Origin of the sequence: Paenibacillus sp. RRE4, assembly GCF_031844205.1 — a bacterium.
Taxonomy (GTDB): Bacteria; Bacillota; Bacilli; order Paenibacillales; family Paenibacillaceae; genus Paenibacillus; species Paenibacillus xylanexedens_B.
Genome location: NZ_JAUZUT010000003.1, coordinates 1 through 13,963, shown reverse-complemented (window position 1 = coordinate 13,963; position 13,963 = coordinate 1). Strand labels below are relative to the sequence as shown.

The following is a 13,963-nucleotide window of genomic DNA, read 5'->3' as shown; positions in this document are numbered from 1 at the left end:
CCGGCAAATGCTATTATGAATTATTCGGTATAACATGAACAGTACGTACTTTTTAGTACCCTACGTACTTTTTAGTGCCTATATAGTAGCGTGAACGGGGGCAAAAACTAGATTCATTAGGGAGGAAGACGACAATGGAGCGCAAAAAATATAATATATCTGTTGAAGCAACGCTGGAGGTTATTGGCGGCAAATGGAAGTGTGTTATTCTTTGTCACCTGACGCATGGAAAGAAAAGAACGAGTGATCTAAAGCGTATTATGCCCGCAATCACCCAGAAAATGTTAACGCAGCAGCTGCGGGAGCTGGAGAATGACGGTATCGTAAAAAGAATCGTGTACAATCAGGTACCGCCCAAGGTAGAGTATGAATTAAGTGAATACGGCCGGAGTTTAGAGCCCATTCTGACCGCACTATGTAATTGGGGTGACCAGCACATTATCAAGGAATATGGCGACAAGGCAGCCATGCTGGAAGATAACGGACTCAATGACTTTACTACCGACAATGACAGGGAGCTGATGAAACCGTGAGATACGAAATTCTATACGATGGTGCATTTGCTATGCTCAAGGTAGAGTTGCAACGTGGGGAGCGTTTCAAGGCTGAGAGTGGAGCCATGGTGTCCATGTCGCCTACCGTTGAACTCAAAGGATCAGCAGAAGGCGGCATGCTCGCTGGATTTGGCCGTATGCTGAGTGGAGAGAAATTTTTCTTCCAGGAATTGACGGCAGCCGGGGGAAACGCGGAGATTTTGTTATCTCCATCAACCCTTGGCAGTGTGGAGGCAGTAGAACTGGATGGCTCGTACTCTCTCTATGTACAGAAAGACGGATTTCTGGCAGGAACAGAAGGCATTCAGGTGAATACCAAAATGCAGAATTTGAAAAAAGGTCTTTTTTCCGGAGAAGGCTTCTTTATAATTGAAATCAGTGGACGAGGCACTGTGTTTCTGTCCTCATATGGTGCAATACATCCTATACAATTGGCTGCTGGCGAAGAGATTATTGTCGATAATGCTCACTTGGTAGCTTGGCCTCATTACGTCGATTATCGCATCGAAAAAGCATCCCAAGGCTGGTTATCCAGCGTGACGAGTGGCGAAGGGTTGGTTTGCCGTTTTCGAGGAGAGGGCACCGTCCTGATCCAGAGCCGAAATCCGCAGGGATTTGGTCAATGGATAAAACAGTTTATTCCTACACGATAAATCGTTATATTATTTCATAGATGAATGAACAGAGATGCAACGGAAGTGTATTTCGAAGCGTTATTATAACAGGTTCGTTATACCATGTATGATATATACATACATCTCTGTTGCACAAGATCGTACATCACGGAGGTAGAACAATGAAAAGCTCAAGATACACAAATCCGCAAGATAGTCCCGGATACCTGTTATGGCAGGTAACCACAATGTGGCAGAAGGAAGTACGGAGGGTTCTGGAACCGCTTGATCTGACACAGCCCCAATTCATTTTATTGCATACTTGTCTATGGCTTAATGAGCGTGACTTGGAAGGCAAGGGAGTTACCCAGGTACAGATTGCTCATTTTGCCAATGTAGACGTGAATGTTACCTCCCAAGTGTTACGAGCCCTCGAAAAAAGAGGTTACGTTACGCGTGCCCGTCATCAGACCGATACACGGGCCAATATTATTACAACAACGGCGGAAGGCACAAGGCTTGCAATTGAGGGGATGAATCTTGTGGAGGAGTCAGATAAAAACTTCTTCGAGCTTTTAGCGGATCGTAAAGAGGGTTATATGGAAATCATGCAGGAATTCATCCGGCACAAAGCAGATCATTAAACGCAATTCTACTCATTACATTAAATTACTAATAAGCCGCATGCCTTTTGCATGAAGTGAATTCTTCATATAGGTTTTGTGAAAAATGACGAAAAATAAAAAAACCTCCCTAACCATGTAAGGTTGGAAGGTTTTTTTGTCATTGAAATCTAATCCAGTCTGTAGGATGCGAATGGCTCGCCATGACGGAAACCCTCGCTGAGTTGATCCAGTTGAGTCAGCAAGTCATCCGAAAGGTTTAAATCAAGGCTAGCCAGATTGTGCTCCATCTGCTCCGTCTGCGTGGCTCCTACAATTACGGTGGATACGGCCGGGCGAGTTAATAGCCATGCGAGGGATAGTGTACTTGGAGAGCAACCGGCGGCCTCTGCCTTGGCACTTACCTGCTCGCTTAGCCGAATATTATGCTCCAGCAAGAAGCGATTGAACGACGGGTCGGTATCTGCTCTGGAGCCAGACGGAATACTGGCTTGTCCATTGTATTTTCCCGTCAGGATACCGCCAGCCAGTGGGAAGTACGGGATAATGCCTACGCCTTGATCCAGACACAGCGGAACGAGTTCGTTCTCAGGTGTTCGATCGGCGAGCGAATAGCTGGTTTGCGTGGAGATGTATCGCGCATATCCGCGCATCTCGCTGATGCCAAGGGCTTTCATCAGCTCCCAGGCGGCGTAATTGGAGGCGCCGATGTAGCGCACTTTGCCGGACGTGATCATATCGTCGAGCGTGCGCAGTGTTTCATCCAGCGGGGTATGCGGGTCAAAGGTATGGATCTGGTATAGATCGACATAATCCGTCTGCAGACGCCGCAGGCTATGTTCCAGCTCTTGCTGCAGATGGTAGCGCGAGGAACCGCGCCCATGGGGACCATCATGCCGGGGCAAGCCGGCTTTGGTAGCAAGCACTGCGTTTTCCCGCCGACCGGCCAGTGCCTGTCCGATGATTCGTTCTGATTCTGTGCCAGCATAGATGTTGGCCGTGTCAATAAAGTTGATGCCACGGTCCAGTGCTGCATGAAGGATGCGGGTCGAAGCGGCTTGATCAGCTCTTTTGCCAAATGCATTCGTGCCCAGACCCAGTGCCGATACACGCAGACCGCTGTTGCCTAAACGTCGATACTCCATCTCTCATCGCTCCTTTGGTGTCCAGTATTTGTATAGCCGATTATAACGTAATCTATTGAAAACGTGTTATTAATATAGTTAAATGAATGAAGAAACCGCAACTAAAGGAGATATGATGGAAAACAGTGCTGCACATTTAACTAGACGGAAGCCGAAAAAACCGAAGAAAAAATGGAAGAAGCCGCTCATCATCATACTGAGCCTGTTGATTGTGCTCGGAGGCATCGGATTCATCTATCAGAAACAACTCGTTGTGCTGGCATTTAACCTGTTCGCCTCAGGTACGGTGAAGGAGGCTTTGGATGATTCGTATAAAGCCGCAGGGGATAAGGATGCGCCTGTTGTTCAACATACCGATCCTTTTTCATTGTTGTTGCTGGGCATTGATCAGCGGGATAATGAGCCAAGCCGTTCGGACACGATCATCTATTCTGTCGTGCGTCCAGAGGATAATAAAGTGTTATTGTTATCCATTCCGCGTGACTCCTACACTGAAATTGTGGGCCGTGATGTGAAGTCCAAGATTAATTCGGCTTATGCTCATGGCGAAGCCAAGATGGCAATGGATACGGTGGAGAAGCTGCTGGAGAACAAAGTGGATTTCTATGCTGCGATTAACTTTCACGGCTTGAAAGACATTGTCGATGCGGTAGGCGGTGTGGAGTTGCCGATCAAGAAAGACATTGAGAACAAAAATAAAGCGCATGAGAAGCTGTTCGTGCAAGCTAACAAACCGATCTATAACGGCGAAGAGGCGCTGGGATATGTCCGCTATCGGGAGGATTCGGATTTCAACCGTACGATGCGTCACCGGATTTTCCTAAGTAGCTTCATGAATCGTGCGATGGAGGTCAAAAATCTGACCAAAATCCCGGACATCATCAAGATTGCCGGATCGAATTTTACAACCAATATGAAATCGGACTTTATTGTGAATTTTGCCGAGTCTCTATATATGAAGGACAGCATTCCAACCATCAGCAACTATATGCTGAAAGGCGATGGGAAGATGCGCAGCGGTACGTGGTATTATGATCTGTCTGATGAAGATCTGGCCTATGTGCGAGGTATGATTAAGAGCTGGTTAGACCCGAATACAACGCAATTGATTGTGCCGGAATCGACGGATGAGAGTGGCACAGCAGAACAAAGCGATACAGCAGATAAAAGCTAGATTTGCAGCGTTCTGGAGCAATGGGGCTTCGCGCCTTGCTGATGATAAGATAAAAACACCAAAGTACACAGCAGGGCGCTTGCTCTCTGTGTACTTTTTTTGCTGTCGTATTAAGTATGGGTATAGGTATTCATACCGGTATCAGGTCTATATTTTTTCGCCTAGATTAAGACGCTAAGAACCAAGAGAAGTTACAGTCAAAGGTAGCTGTGAAGTCAGCTGTTCCAGATCCAAATCCTCTGAACTGTTATCTACAGAAATCAGCTGTATATTGTCCCAAGTACAGACGTTGGCTTTCAATCCTTGCACAAAAGCATCCCAGTGCTCCAGCTTCCATCTGTCCCTCTCCAACCCTCGATTTCGCAAGCGCTGTTCAAGCACATCCATATTTACATCAACCCGGAGCACAACAGGAGTGACCTGTTCCCACCCGTATTTGGAAACCAACCCGTCAATGTAATCGCTTTTATGAAAATAACCAACAAAAGGCGCGTCCAGAATAACGGATCTGCCCAATTGCAGATTGTCGTTGGCCACGTTGAGTAACGTTTCGTACTCCAGATCCATCACGATATCGCGATAATAGGTGTTGCCGTCACGATCATGAGGTGAATATCCTTGCGTTTCCAGAAGTTTGCCCGTAAACGTGTTACACAAAACATCTTTATCCAAGTAACAAAAGTGATGCTCGGTAGCCAGCTTCTTGCCAATGGTTGATTTACCGGAGCCAGCGGAGCCGATTAGAAAAATCAGTACAGGTTTCATGCCCAATTCCCCCTACAGAATATCAGGATCATATCGATCGTGAATGGATTTTACCCTCCATATAGTTCGCATATACGAACTTGATTCGCGTTGGTGAACATTTGCTTCTAGAGTAAACTGTTTCTCTCAGAAAAACAATCCCTTTTGGGGAAAAAGAAATCCGAAAAAATTTTTGGGAAAGCGGTTGATATTTTCGGAATGGCTGATCTATAATGAGGGCATCGTTCGGTGATGTGAAATAAGTTCACATATGCGAACTTCGACGTCGAAGAATTTGAAGGAGATAACATGGACAATATTCGCATGAATAAATCTGCGGAGCGTGTAGCAGATTTACTCGTTTTATTTGCCAAGAGTGGTACTCCGTTAACACTGAATGAAATATGCAAACAGATGAATATGCCTAAGAGTAGCGGTTTTGAACTCGTTCAGACCTTGCTGCACAAAGGGTTTATTGAAATGGACGATGCACGTCTCAAGACATATCGCCTGGGAATTGCGGTGTTTGAGACAGGTATGGCTTATTTGTCCAATATGGGCGTTCCCCATATGGCCCGGCCTTTGCTTCAGGAATTGAATCGCCAGACAGGCAGCACGGCCTTTCTTGGCATTGAGGACAAGGGACGGATCGTATATCTGGACAAAGCGGAGAGTTATTCGGTGATGCGTCCAACAGCCAAGCTGGGCTCGCGCCGTTATATGCATACTACCGGGCTGGGTAAGGCATTGCTTGCAGCTCTTCCAACCAGCAAGGTGCTGGAGATTCTGGGAGACGGCGAGATCCCTTCGCGCACATCCTACTCCAAAGTGACGGTTCCCGATATTTTGCAGGACATGCAGGAGATTTGTGAGCGCGGTTATTCGATTGATGACCGTGAGGATCATCTGGAGATGTACTGCATCGGATCTGCTGTCTATGATCAGTGGGACGAGCCAGTGGCTGCAATCAGTGTGGCTAGCATGTATTCAGGCATGACCCCGGAACGTGAGGCCAGCATTGTAAAGCTGGTTAAAGAAGCCGCGTGGAAGCTCTCCGGTCAGCTGGGCTACAGCGGTGATCGCCTGTATCCGCAAAGACAAGAGTAGGCTTATGGAAGTGCAGATTAATATAAACAAGACATATGAGTTAAGGGGGATACAGATATGTGGCGTAAGCTGAAGAACTTGAATACCATTGCCGAAACCGGCATTGTACTCATTATTCGATCAGAAAGTGAAGAAGAGGCACTATCCGTTGCAGAAGCAGCAATTGCAGGAGGAATCCGGGCACTCGAAATTACGATGAGTGTACCGGGAGCACTTGATGTTATCAAGATTTTATCACGTAAATATGCTTCCCAAGGTATTCTGATCGGTGCAGGTACAATTCTTGATGGGGAAACGGCGCGAGCTGCTATACTGGCTGGAGCAGAGATGCTGGTAAGTCCTCAACTTAACCCGGATATGATCAAGGTTGCTAACCGTTACCAGGCGGTAACCGTTAGTGGGGCGTTCACTGCCAAGGAGATCGTAGAGACGCTTGAAGCGGGAGCGGATATCGTGAAGCTGTTCCCGGCGGAAGCTGTAGGGCCGCAGTATGTTAAAGCGATGGCTGCGCCTCTGCCTCAAGCTGCGATCGCGCCTACGGGTGGAGTTACACCGCAAAATGTGCATGAGTGGCTTGCTGCTGGCTGTGTTGGCGTTGGTGTCGGCAGTTATATCACCAAAGCGGCCAAGGATTCCGGTGATTATGGACGAGTAACGAAGGCTGCGGAAGAGTTTCTGCAAGCTGTAGCTGCTGCGCGCTAATCGGCTCCAAGCAGATCAGATAACCCGTGCACATGTAACAAAGTTCACAGCGATCAGGGAGCTGCGCCAAGCTGGTCGTTGTGAGCAAGCAGGGGGACGGGAGTCTGGAGTATGTTGGGACAGATGTATAGAATAAAGAGGTTTTACCCAGTTATGAAAACGTATACTTCATTGGAACCTTCCCCATACCGCGGGAGAAGCATGGCTTGTTCGAAGTTTTAATTTCCATATTTATTCATTAAATATAATTTGAGTAATTTTATATTTATAAATGTTGAGGAGAGTGACTTCCATGGCAACGTTAAAAACATCGCCATCCCCTGCTTCGGTACCTCAGGCACCAAAAGTAGGTTTGAGATGGGGCATCATTTTATTATTGCTCCTGGGTGCCGTTGTAAACTATTTGGACAGATCCAATCTAAGCATTGCAAATACAACGATAGCAGCAGAGTTCGGACTGTCTTCCACGCAAATGGGATTGCTGTTATCCGCCTTTTTATGGCCATATGCATTGGCTAATCTGCCAGCGGGCTGGCTCGTGGACAAGTTTGGACCCAAAAAGATGTTTGCCTGGGCTTCTGGACTGTGGTCTGCGGCAACCATATTGAGTGCGTTCACTAATACATACTCCCTGTTATACGCGATGCGTATGCTGCTGGGTGTATCGGAATCTCCTTTCTTTACCTCCGGTCTGAAGGTAACCGAGCGCTGGTTTGCCAAGAGTGAGCGTGGACTGCCAACCTCGATAATTAACACGGGATCACAGATTGCGAATGCGATTGCACCGCCGCTTTTGACGGTTCTAATGTTGACGATGACGTGGAGAGGGATGTTTATTTTTGTCGGTGTCATTGGTCTGATTATTATGCTGATCTGGCTCAAGGTGTATCGTGATCCGACATTTGCCGAAAAGCAGCTGATCAAAGGGCCGGAAGCTGCAGCTGAACAGAGCACAGGTACGGAAAAAGCAAAAACCGCTGATGCTCCCAAAGCAAACTGGGGTTCTCTGTTCAAACACAAAAGCACCTGGTTTATGATCATCGGAAACTTCGGCATTATGTTTACGATCTGGGTATACCTGACATGGCTACCGAGCTATCTGGAGAAGGAGCAGGGCTTTACGCTGAAGGAGACGGGCTGGATTGCATCGATTCCGTTCGTAGCCGGCATAATCGGCGTACTGCTGGGCGGATTGATCTCGGACTTTTTCATTCGAAAAGGGGTAAATGTAGTGACCTCACGTAAGGTTCCTATCGTTGGAGGAGCAATTCTGGCGGCAGCGTCGGTAGCGCCTATCCCGTTTATCGACAGTACGGTTGTAAGCATCGTTTTATTGTCTGTAGGTTACTTTGCTTCGCAGCTGCCATCAGGTGTCATATGGACACTGGCTGCAGATATAGCTCCGGGTGAACAAGTAGCATCCTTGGGTGCAATACAGAACTTTGGCGGATTTCTGGGTGCTGCGCTTGCTCCTGTTGTAACCGGATACATTTTGGACACGACAGGCAGCTTTAATAACGTATTTTTGCTGGGTGCGGGGCTGTTGCTTCTGGGTGCTTTATCTTACGGTGTATTTTTGAAAAAACCAATCCCTAAATCGACTCACTAAGACGGCTAGAAGGAAAATTACTTTCTTACTACCTCCTAAAATTACTTTTTTTTACTACCTCCTATAAGTAGAGAGAGGTTGGTCTGTCATCGAAGTGGGTTGCATAAAATCTTTAATTCAACGTATACAGCTTCAATAAATAAGCATCAGCGTCTTCTGGCATCTGTAATATCGCAGATCTGGAGTGCTGGTGTTTTTTTTTATGTAGCAAGCTTGGAAGTGCATTGGATGGAAAATTATCATGAAAACCTCTATTTTTGACATAAGTATAGTAAAATTTAGGGAAACATCTTATGACAACCAATGGAGGAAGTCCATGAAGGAATTTAAGGATCGGCTTGAGCAGGTTCAGGCGCAGCAGAAACAGCTGGCGAAGGAATATCAGGCGCTGCTGCAAGAATACCAGTCGGATGATCTCATTGTACGTAATGAACAGCTGCTGGAGCAGACCGAAGCTCAGAAGCTTAAGCTGCGGCAGCTTGAACTGCGGGCACGCCAGATGGAAGAGGAGAATGCGCGTCTTCGCACGGCATTGTCCGAGCAGATGCTGGACGAGAAGCTGAACTTGATCCGGGTATCCCGGGAGAAGATGGAGACGTATTTTCAAGGGAAAACGGCAGTACATAGTGACCAGATCAGTGATTTGGAATATCGAACCAAAGCTAATCTGAATACTCTCTTCAATCAGGCTTCCCAGCATCTGCAAGAGGATGCGGCTGAGATGAAGGAGCGGATTGCCTATCTGGCAACCGAGGTCAATGCACGTATCGAATCACACAAACAGGCGGTATGGGAGAGAGCCGAGGCTGTGCGGGGGCAGATGCAGCATGGTTATGAGCAGATGGCAGAGGAGGAGCTGAGCGAGGAGACGATCCAGCGCCGGATCAAGCAGAACCGGATGGAGATGCGGATCGGGCTGAGCTGGATTAACAAGGTGGCGATCCTGCTCCTGATTTTGGGAGTTGGGGCAGCCTTCCGGTACTCGTATTCGACGTGGTTTAGCGATGAGATGAAGGGCGCGGGCTTTTTCCTGCTTGGCATATTGATGCTTGCGGGCGGTGAGCTGCTGTTCCGGCGGAAACAGAAAACATTTGCCATGGGGCTGCTCGGCGGAGGTATATCTGTGCTGTTTGGTTCGATATTCTACAGTTATTTCCTGCTGCATATTATCGGGCTGTATACAGGTCTGGGTTTATCCGTGCTGGTGTCGGCGGTGTCCGTCCTGCTGTCTTTGCGGTATCAGTCGAAAACGATCTGTTCCTTTGGTCTGGTAGGCGGTTATCTGCCTTTTTTCTCGTACCTGTTTACGTTTGGACTGGAAGGCACAGCGGTCTATACCGCAATGATCTATCTGTTGCTGCTGAACGGTATCATTGTGTTCATTTCGTTCGGGCAACGATGGCCGGTAGTGCATTACATCAGCTTCCTGTTCCACGCGCCATCGATGCTCATTCTGCTGTGGCTGTCCCCGAGTGAACAGGTAGGTATGCTGTATTCTGTGGTGGCTTTTGCTCTGTATCTGGGTATTACGCTTGCTTATCCGTTTAAACATCGGGTGAAGCTGACTTGGTGGGATTTTGCCTTGTTAGCGATGAATACGAGCTTGAGTTGTCTTGTGTTATATGTATTGCTTGATGCGGCGGGCTGGAATGATGCACAGGGCTTGCTTGCAGTTATTTTTGCACTCGTCTATCTTGGACTTGCGAGGTTGGTTCAGCGACATATGGCGCAGGAGAAGCAGACCATTCTACTTTTTTATCTTACGTCGCTCACCTTCACCATTCTGTTTGTTCCGTTCCAGTTTGGTTCGAAATGGCTGTCGATGGGCTGGCTGATTGAAGGTGTCTTGCTTGTTACGTTTGGACATTTCAGAAAATTCAAGGCAGTGGAGCGTGCGGGCTGGGGCATCGTGCTACTGTGTATTGTAATCTTTGTGCAGTATGACCTACTGTCCTTATTCTTTGTAGGGGAACAATCGTATTTCATGTTAAAATACTCCAGTCTTACGCTGGGAACCCTGCTCATTACGCTTTATTATGCTTGGGCGCTGCGCGGAAACGCCTCCGAAGGAATGGGAAGGCGATTCAACTACGTCCCGTGGGAGCGTGGTTTCCTGGAAGGTTTCAGGTACGTGACCCTTGTGAATGTATGGTTGTACGTGCTCTATGAATCGAATGAATTGTATATCAGGGCTGTGGATGAGACCTTCCTGTTATACATGTTCTACAAGTTGCTTATGTTTGCGGCGCTGACGATTGCTTTGGCGTATGGACTGGGCAAAGTGAAGATGCTTCGTGACACTTTCCTGCGGGGTTATACCCTTTTCCTGCATGCAGTCGGATGCTGTATTGCACTGGCTGTTACCTTAACGATGCCTGCATTGCAACCAGGTTTGGAGCAACATACGGTAGCCGAGATTGTCGGACTGGTGGTGTTAATTATTTTCAACGTGGGCGTATTCTTCGCGGGGCGTGATCTGCTTATTTTGGGGATACGTAGTCAGTTCAAAAGTGTGGAGTGGTATCCCGTTATTGCGGGCATCTACTTGCTCGGCGTCATCACCGCGTTCCTGACCATTCAGTTCCAGTGGGGCGACGTAGGACTGATGTTCAGCTTGATCTACCTGGTGCTGGCTATTCTCTATATCGCGTACGGGTTCCGTCGAAAATATGTCATGATCCGCCGTCTCGGTCTGGGTTTGACGCTGTTCGCCACGGGCAAGATGGTGTTCTACGATGTCAGTCTGTTGACAGCGGGCAGTAAAATCATCGCGTATTTCAGCTTTGGTCTGTTGCTACTGGGTATTTCGTATCTGTATCAGAAGGTGTCCAGCCGGATGGAGGAGATTCAGGCGAAGGAGAGCGTGGCAAATACAATAAATCCAACAAATCAATCAACGCGATCCAGTGAATCTGAGAAAAATATCCCAGGTACATCCGAAGAAACAGATGGTGAACAACATTGATGTAGGCTTAAAACGAGTGTCGTTGTACTTATCATATTAGAAAACGCTGTGCTTGCTACGTTGTATTCTTCGTTGAACGTTGTCAAAGGACTCTGGAATTAAAGTGATTTCAGAGTCCTTTTGAGTGCGAAAAATGCTATGGAATGGCTTCGTAGAGCTCAGTCATGAGGTCTGCCAGTTCACCCTGTGGCTCAATTGGCTGATGATTCATATCGGTAGGTGTCATATAAAAGATGACGTTTTCCTGTTTGAACATGGTCACATGAAATAACACGCCTGTTGTGTCTTCTGCGTCCGAATGCTGAACAATTTTTACATGTCGAATCTTTTTAATCCAGTCATGAATCAACTTGGGATTGGTCGTTCTTTTTGTAGAACCGTCACTGCCACTCATGATCTCAATTGAATCTACTTCAGTGATGTTATCGGGATAGAACGACCCAAGCTCTCGTGGAGTTTTATTTAATTCCGCTGGATTGGGCAGATCAGAGCTTTGACAACTGCTAAGGATCAAAGCAGCAAAAAGAGCGCATGTGATCGCGTGAATGGTATTTCTTTTCACTGAAATTCCTCCCCTTATATTGTGGAACGAAGGACGTGCTGCAAATGTTACGCATCGATGACATTCGTGAAACGTTTTGCACAGGAGTCGCGTTTATAATAGAGTAAGCTGCCACATTTAAGGTTGATTGTTCATCCGAAGCCACGAAATTTCGGAGGCCGATGTCCCCTCTGGTGATACACCGCCATCGCCGCTCACGCGAGATAATACGGTTACGGTCATAGATAGAGCGAAGGCAAGCAGTACGTATATCAAAATGTTTTTTTTCTTCATGGGAAATACCTCTCTTGTTGAATAAGCTAAAGCGTCCGTCAGGGCGTTATGAGAAAAAATGCACAACGTCTGGTATAGTTATAGAATGAGTAAAGAATGTTTAAGCCTGTTTAAGTCTATGGTGTTCCTGTATATCACTATATGAAATGGCAGGCACGCAAACAATGGAACAAATCTGATGAATTTATCAGTACTCGAATGAAAAGATAGAGACCGAGTGACATTAAAGGTGGGGAATAACATGCGGGAGACGGCAAAAATCGTCATTCGTACGCCGGGACAGGAGAGCGATGGTTCATTCGCCTATGTGAGCCAGGGCCGCTCGATTACGGTGGGGCGTTACACAGGTGTCAGTGAACTGGACTTGTCCATCTATAATCAGATGATATCGAAGCGGCATTGCCGCATTCATTATGACACGAAAGAACAGCTCTGGATCGAGGATCTGGATAGCAAAAATGGAACCGAGCTTAACGGGCAACGCCTCGTCCCATATGAGAAATATCCGTTTGGCGAAGGCGATAGCCTGACACTGGTCAACGGTTTGATTCACCTTCGGGTGGAAGGTGATCTCGGGGAGACGAGAGAATATCGTATATCGGACTTGCTCGGTGAGGGTGTGCGTCTACAGGATCATCTGCAGACGGTACAGGTAAACGAGGATGAAATTCCGTTGTCCAAGAAGGAATATCAATTATTCAAGTTGCTGTATAGTGAGCTGGATCATTTTGTCACGAGGGAGCAGATCATTGCTCAGGTGTGGCCGGAACGAAGTATGCTGGAGAGTGATCCGGTGGGTATCGACGAGATTAACTCGCTCATCTACCGCACGAATCGCAAGCTGGGCATTCATTTTACGATTAAATCCGTGTACAAAAAAGGGGTATACATGAAGTCTCATGTCGGGGAAACGGGTGAATAATTGCATCATATCCTCTAAACAGTACTGCCAAGTAATAATGATCATGCCTTTGAAAAGAATATAAACATAACAAAGGGAAGCTTCTGCACGGTCATAGACCTCCGAAGCTTCCCTTTGTTATGATGAGTTCATGATGATTATTCAATTAATTCCATGGCTGATTGCCGTGTTAACTTTGATTGCCGTTGTATGGATCGTAATCGTAAGCTGGAAAAATGGAATTTCGCCCATGCCGACATCCCGCCCGGTCAGGCAGGTAGTGATACAGGAGGTCAATCGTATAACGGGTTATGCAGATATTATGGAAGCGGGTTCGGGATGGGGAACACTGGGCATGGATGTGGTGAAGCATTGTCCTGGCAAAAGGTTGACTGGCATTGAAAACTCACTCATTCCCTTGTGGACTTCACAATGGCTGACATGGCTTAGTGTAGGGTTACGCCGAGCTGGAGGACAACAGCATTCGTTCAAGGGACGTCTGCGCTTCATCCGCGGCAACATCTATACATGTTCCTATGCGCATGCCGATGGCGTGATCTGTTATCTGTTTCCGGGTGCGATGACTCGGCTCGTGGACAAGTTCCAACGCGAGTTGCCGCCGGGTGCGAAGGTCATCAGCGTCTGTTTTGCACTGCCGGGCAAAGAGCCACTACGCACGATCACCTGCCGCGATTCGTTGCGAACCAAGGTGTATGTTTATGCTTTTTGAGAGTGGGGCTGGTTGGAATTTCTCTATAGACGTAAAATGGTCCCCTCCGTATCTTGATTTCGTCTCAGCTAACTTCTAACGATCACCAGAGACGTTATTTGGCTGGATTTAACCAACCTAAAAATCTAACGATCCCCAGTGACGCTATTTCGGTAGAAAAGCTATATTTTGGCTGTTTTTTGGCCTGTTTCTTGGAAATAAGCTCTGTGGTGACCGTTAGAATCCGAAAAGGACGTTTTACTGCAAAATAAGCTCCGTGG

Annotated in this window: 14 protein-coding genes; 10 read left to right on the top strand and 4 right to left on the bottom strand. The window is 47.2% G+C overall.

The window, feature by feature from the left end:
- The first annotated feature begins 134 nt into the window (after positions 1-134).
- From Q9R46_RS18810 to Q9R46_RS18800, 3 genes are all read left to right on the top strand, one after another.
- On the top strand, positions 135-533 hold the full coding sequence (locus tag Q9R46_RS18810; RefSeq protein WP_145333715.1) for a winged helix-turn-helix transcriptional regulator: 399 nt from the start codon (positions 135-137) through the stop codon (positions 531-533).
- On the top strand, positions 530-1,207 hold the full coding sequence (locus Q9R46_RS18805; RefSeq protein ID WP_145415286.1) for a TIGR00266 family protein: 678 nt from the start codon (positions 530-532) through the stop codon (positions 1,205-1,207). The genes Q9R46_RS18810 and Q9R46_RS18805 overlap by 4 nt, the downstream gene beginning before the upstream one ends.
- Before the next feature lie 143 nt (positions 1,208-1,350).
- A complete protein-coding gene (locus tag Q9R46_RS18800; RefSeq protein ID WP_145333713.1) occupies positions 1,351-1,812 on the top strand; it encodes a MarR family winged helix-turn-helix transcriptional regulator in 462 nt (153 codons plus the stop codon).
- A 149-nt stretch (positions 1,813-1,961) separates the two neighbouring features.
- On the opposite strand, the gene Q9R46_RS18795 is transcribed toward Q9R46_RS18800, so the two are convergent.
- The gene (locus tag Q9R46_RS18795) at positions 1,962-2,936 is read right to left on the bottom strand and encodes an aldo/keto reductase (RefSeq protein WP_311281299.1); all 975 of its coding nucleotides are present in this window, start codon (positions 2,934-2,936) and stop codon (positions 1,962-1,964) included.
- A gap of 112 nt (positions 2,937-3,048) precedes the next feature.
- Here Q9R46_RS18795 and Q9R46_RS18790 point away from each other — a divergent pair, with 112 nt between their 5' ends.
- Positions 3,049-4,110, top strand: a complete 1,062-nt coding sequence (locus Q9R46_RS18790; protein ID WP_311281297.1) for an LCP family protein — start codon at positions 3,049-3,051, stop codon at positions 4,108-4,110.
- Positions 4,111-4,284: 174 nt separating this feature from the next.
- Here Q9R46_RS18790 and Q9R46_RS18785 read toward each other — a convergent pair whose 3' ends face one another.
- Entirely contained in the window at positions 4,285-4,875 is a 591-nt protein-coding gene (locus Q9R46_RS18785) for a P-loop nucleotide/nucleoside kinase family protein (protein WP_311281296.1), read from the bottom strand.
- A gap of 288 nt (positions 4,876-5,163) precedes the next feature.
- Between Q9R46_RS18785 and Q9R46_RS18780 the strand changes: the two genes are divergently transcribed.
- The 4 genes from Q9R46_RS18780 (at position 5,164) to Q9R46_RS18765 (ending at position 11,237) form a co-directional block, all read left to right on the top strand.
- A complete protein-coding gene (locus Q9R46_RS18780; protein ID WP_311281295.1) occupies positions 5,164-5,961 on the top strand; it encodes an IclR family transcriptional regulator in 798 nt (265 codons plus the stop codon).
- A 57-nt stretch (positions 5,962-6,018) separates the two neighbouring features.
- Positions 6,019-6,663: a bifunctional 2-keto-4-hydroxyglutarate aldolase/2-keto-3-deoxy-6-phosphogluconate aldolase gene (locus Q9R46_RS18775; RefSeq protein ID WP_311281294.1), complete on the top strand. Its 645-nt coding sequence runs from the start codon at positions 6,019-6,021 to the stop codon at positions 6,661-6,663.
- Between the two features lie 292 nt (positions 6,664-6,955).
- Positions 6,956-8,272 carry an MFS transporter gene (locus tag Q9R46_RS18770; RefSeq protein ID WP_311281293.1) on the top strand — a complete coding sequence of 439 codons (1,317 nt, stop codon included), beginning with the start codon at positions 6,956-6,958 and terminating at the stop codon, positions 8,270-8,272.
- Positions 8,273-8,588: 316 nt separating this feature from the next.
- A complete protein-coding gene (locus Q9R46_RS18765) occupies positions 8,589-11,237 on the top strand; it encodes a DUF2339 domain-containing protein (protein ID WP_311281292.1) in 2,649 nt (882 codons plus the stop codon).
- A gap of 136 nt (positions 11,238-11,373) precedes the next feature.
- On the opposite strand, the gene Q9R46_RS18760 is transcribed toward Q9R46_RS18765, so the two are convergent.
- Both Q9R46_RS18760 and Q9R46_RS18755 read right to left on the bottom strand, forming a co-directional pair.
- Positions 11,374-11,799: a hypothetical protein gene (locus Q9R46_RS18760; protein ID WP_311281291.1), complete on the bottom strand. Its 426-nt coding sequence runs from the start codon at positions 11,797-11,799 to the stop codon at positions 11,374-11,376.
- Positions 11,800-11,916: 117 nt separating this feature from the next.
- Complete coding sequence (locus Q9R46_RS18755; RefSeq protein WP_311281290.1) at positions 11,917-12,072, bottom strand: hypothetical protein; 156 nt, start codon at positions 12,070-12,072, stop codon at positions 11,917-11,919.
- Between the two features lie 241 nt (positions 12,073-12,313).
- On the opposite strand from Q9R46_RS18755, the gene Q9R46_RS18750 reads away from it, so the two are divergent.
- Together Q9R46_RS18750 and Q9R46_RS18745 are read left to right on the top strand one after the other, a co-directional pair.
- On the top strand, positions 12,314-12,994 hold the full coding sequence (locus tag Q9R46_RS18750; RefSeq protein ID WP_123063975.1) for an FHA domain-containing protein: 681 nt from the start codon (positions 12,314-12,316) through the stop codon (positions 12,992-12,994).
- 130 nt (positions 12,995-13,124) lie between these two features.
- Positions 13,125-13,703 (top strand): class I SAM-dependent methyltransferase, encoded by a 579-nt coding sequence (locus Q9R46_RS18745; RefSeq protein ID WP_311281289.1) that lies wholly within the window; start codon positions 13,125-13,127, stop codon positions 13,701-13,703.
- The last annotated feature ends 260 nt before the right edge of the window (positions 13,704-13,963 follow it).

What these genes read in the sequence shown, in the direction of transcription:
- Q9R46_RS18765 (WP_311281292.1), top strand. Translation starts at nt 8,589, where the DNA reads ATGAAGGAATTTAAGGATCGGCTTGAGCAGGTTCAGGCGCAGCAGAAA.
- Q9R46_RS18790 (WP_311281297.1), top strand. Translation starts at nt 3,049, where the DNA reads ATGATGGAAAACAGTGCTGCACATTTAACTAGACGGAAGCCGAAAAAA.
- Q9R46_RS18755 (WP_311281290.1), bottom strand. Translation starts at nt 12,072, where the DNA reads ATGAAGAAAAAAAACATTTTGATATACGTACTGCTTGCCTTCGCTCTA.
- Q9R46_RS18785 (WP_311281296.1), bottom strand. Translation starts at nt 4,875, where the DNA reads ATGAAACCTGTACTGATTTTTCTAATCGGCTCCGCTGGCTCCGGTAAA.
- Q9R46_RS18795 (WP_311281299.1), bottom strand. Translation starts at nt 2,936, where the DNA reads ATGGAGTATCGACGTTTAGGCAACAGCGGTCTGCGTGTATCGGCACTG.
- Q9R46_RS18800 (WP_145333713.1), top strand. Translation starts at nt 1,351, where the DNA reads ATGAAAAGCTCAAGATACACAAATCCGCAAGATAGTCCCGGATACCTG.
- Q9R46_RS18780 (WP_311281295.1), top strand. Translation starts at nt 5,164, where the DNA reads ATGGACAATATTCGCATGAATAAATCTGCGGAGCGTGTAGCAGATTTA.
- Q9R46_RS18775 (WP_311281294.1), top strand. Translation starts at nt 6,019, where the DNA reads ATGTGGCGTAAGCTGAAGAACTTGAATACCATTGCCGAAACCGGCATT.
- Q9R46_RS18810 (WP_145333715.1), top strand. Translation starts at nt 135, where the DNA reads ATGGAGCGCAAAAAATATAATATATCTGTTGAAGCAACGCTGGAGGTT.
- Q9R46_RS18750 (WP_123063975.1), top strand. Translation starts at nt 12,314, where the DNA reads ATGCGGGAGACGGCAAAAATCGTCATTCGTACGCCGGGACAGGAGAGC.
- Q9R46_RS18770 (WP_311281293.1), top strand. Translation starts at nt 6,956, where the DNA reads ATGGCAACGTTAAAAACATCGCCATCCCCTGCTTCGGTACCTCAGGCA.
- Q9R46_RS18745 (WP_311281289.1), top strand. Translation starts at nt 13,125, where the DNA reads ATGATGATTATTCAATTAATTCCATGGCTGATTGCCGTGTTAACTTTG.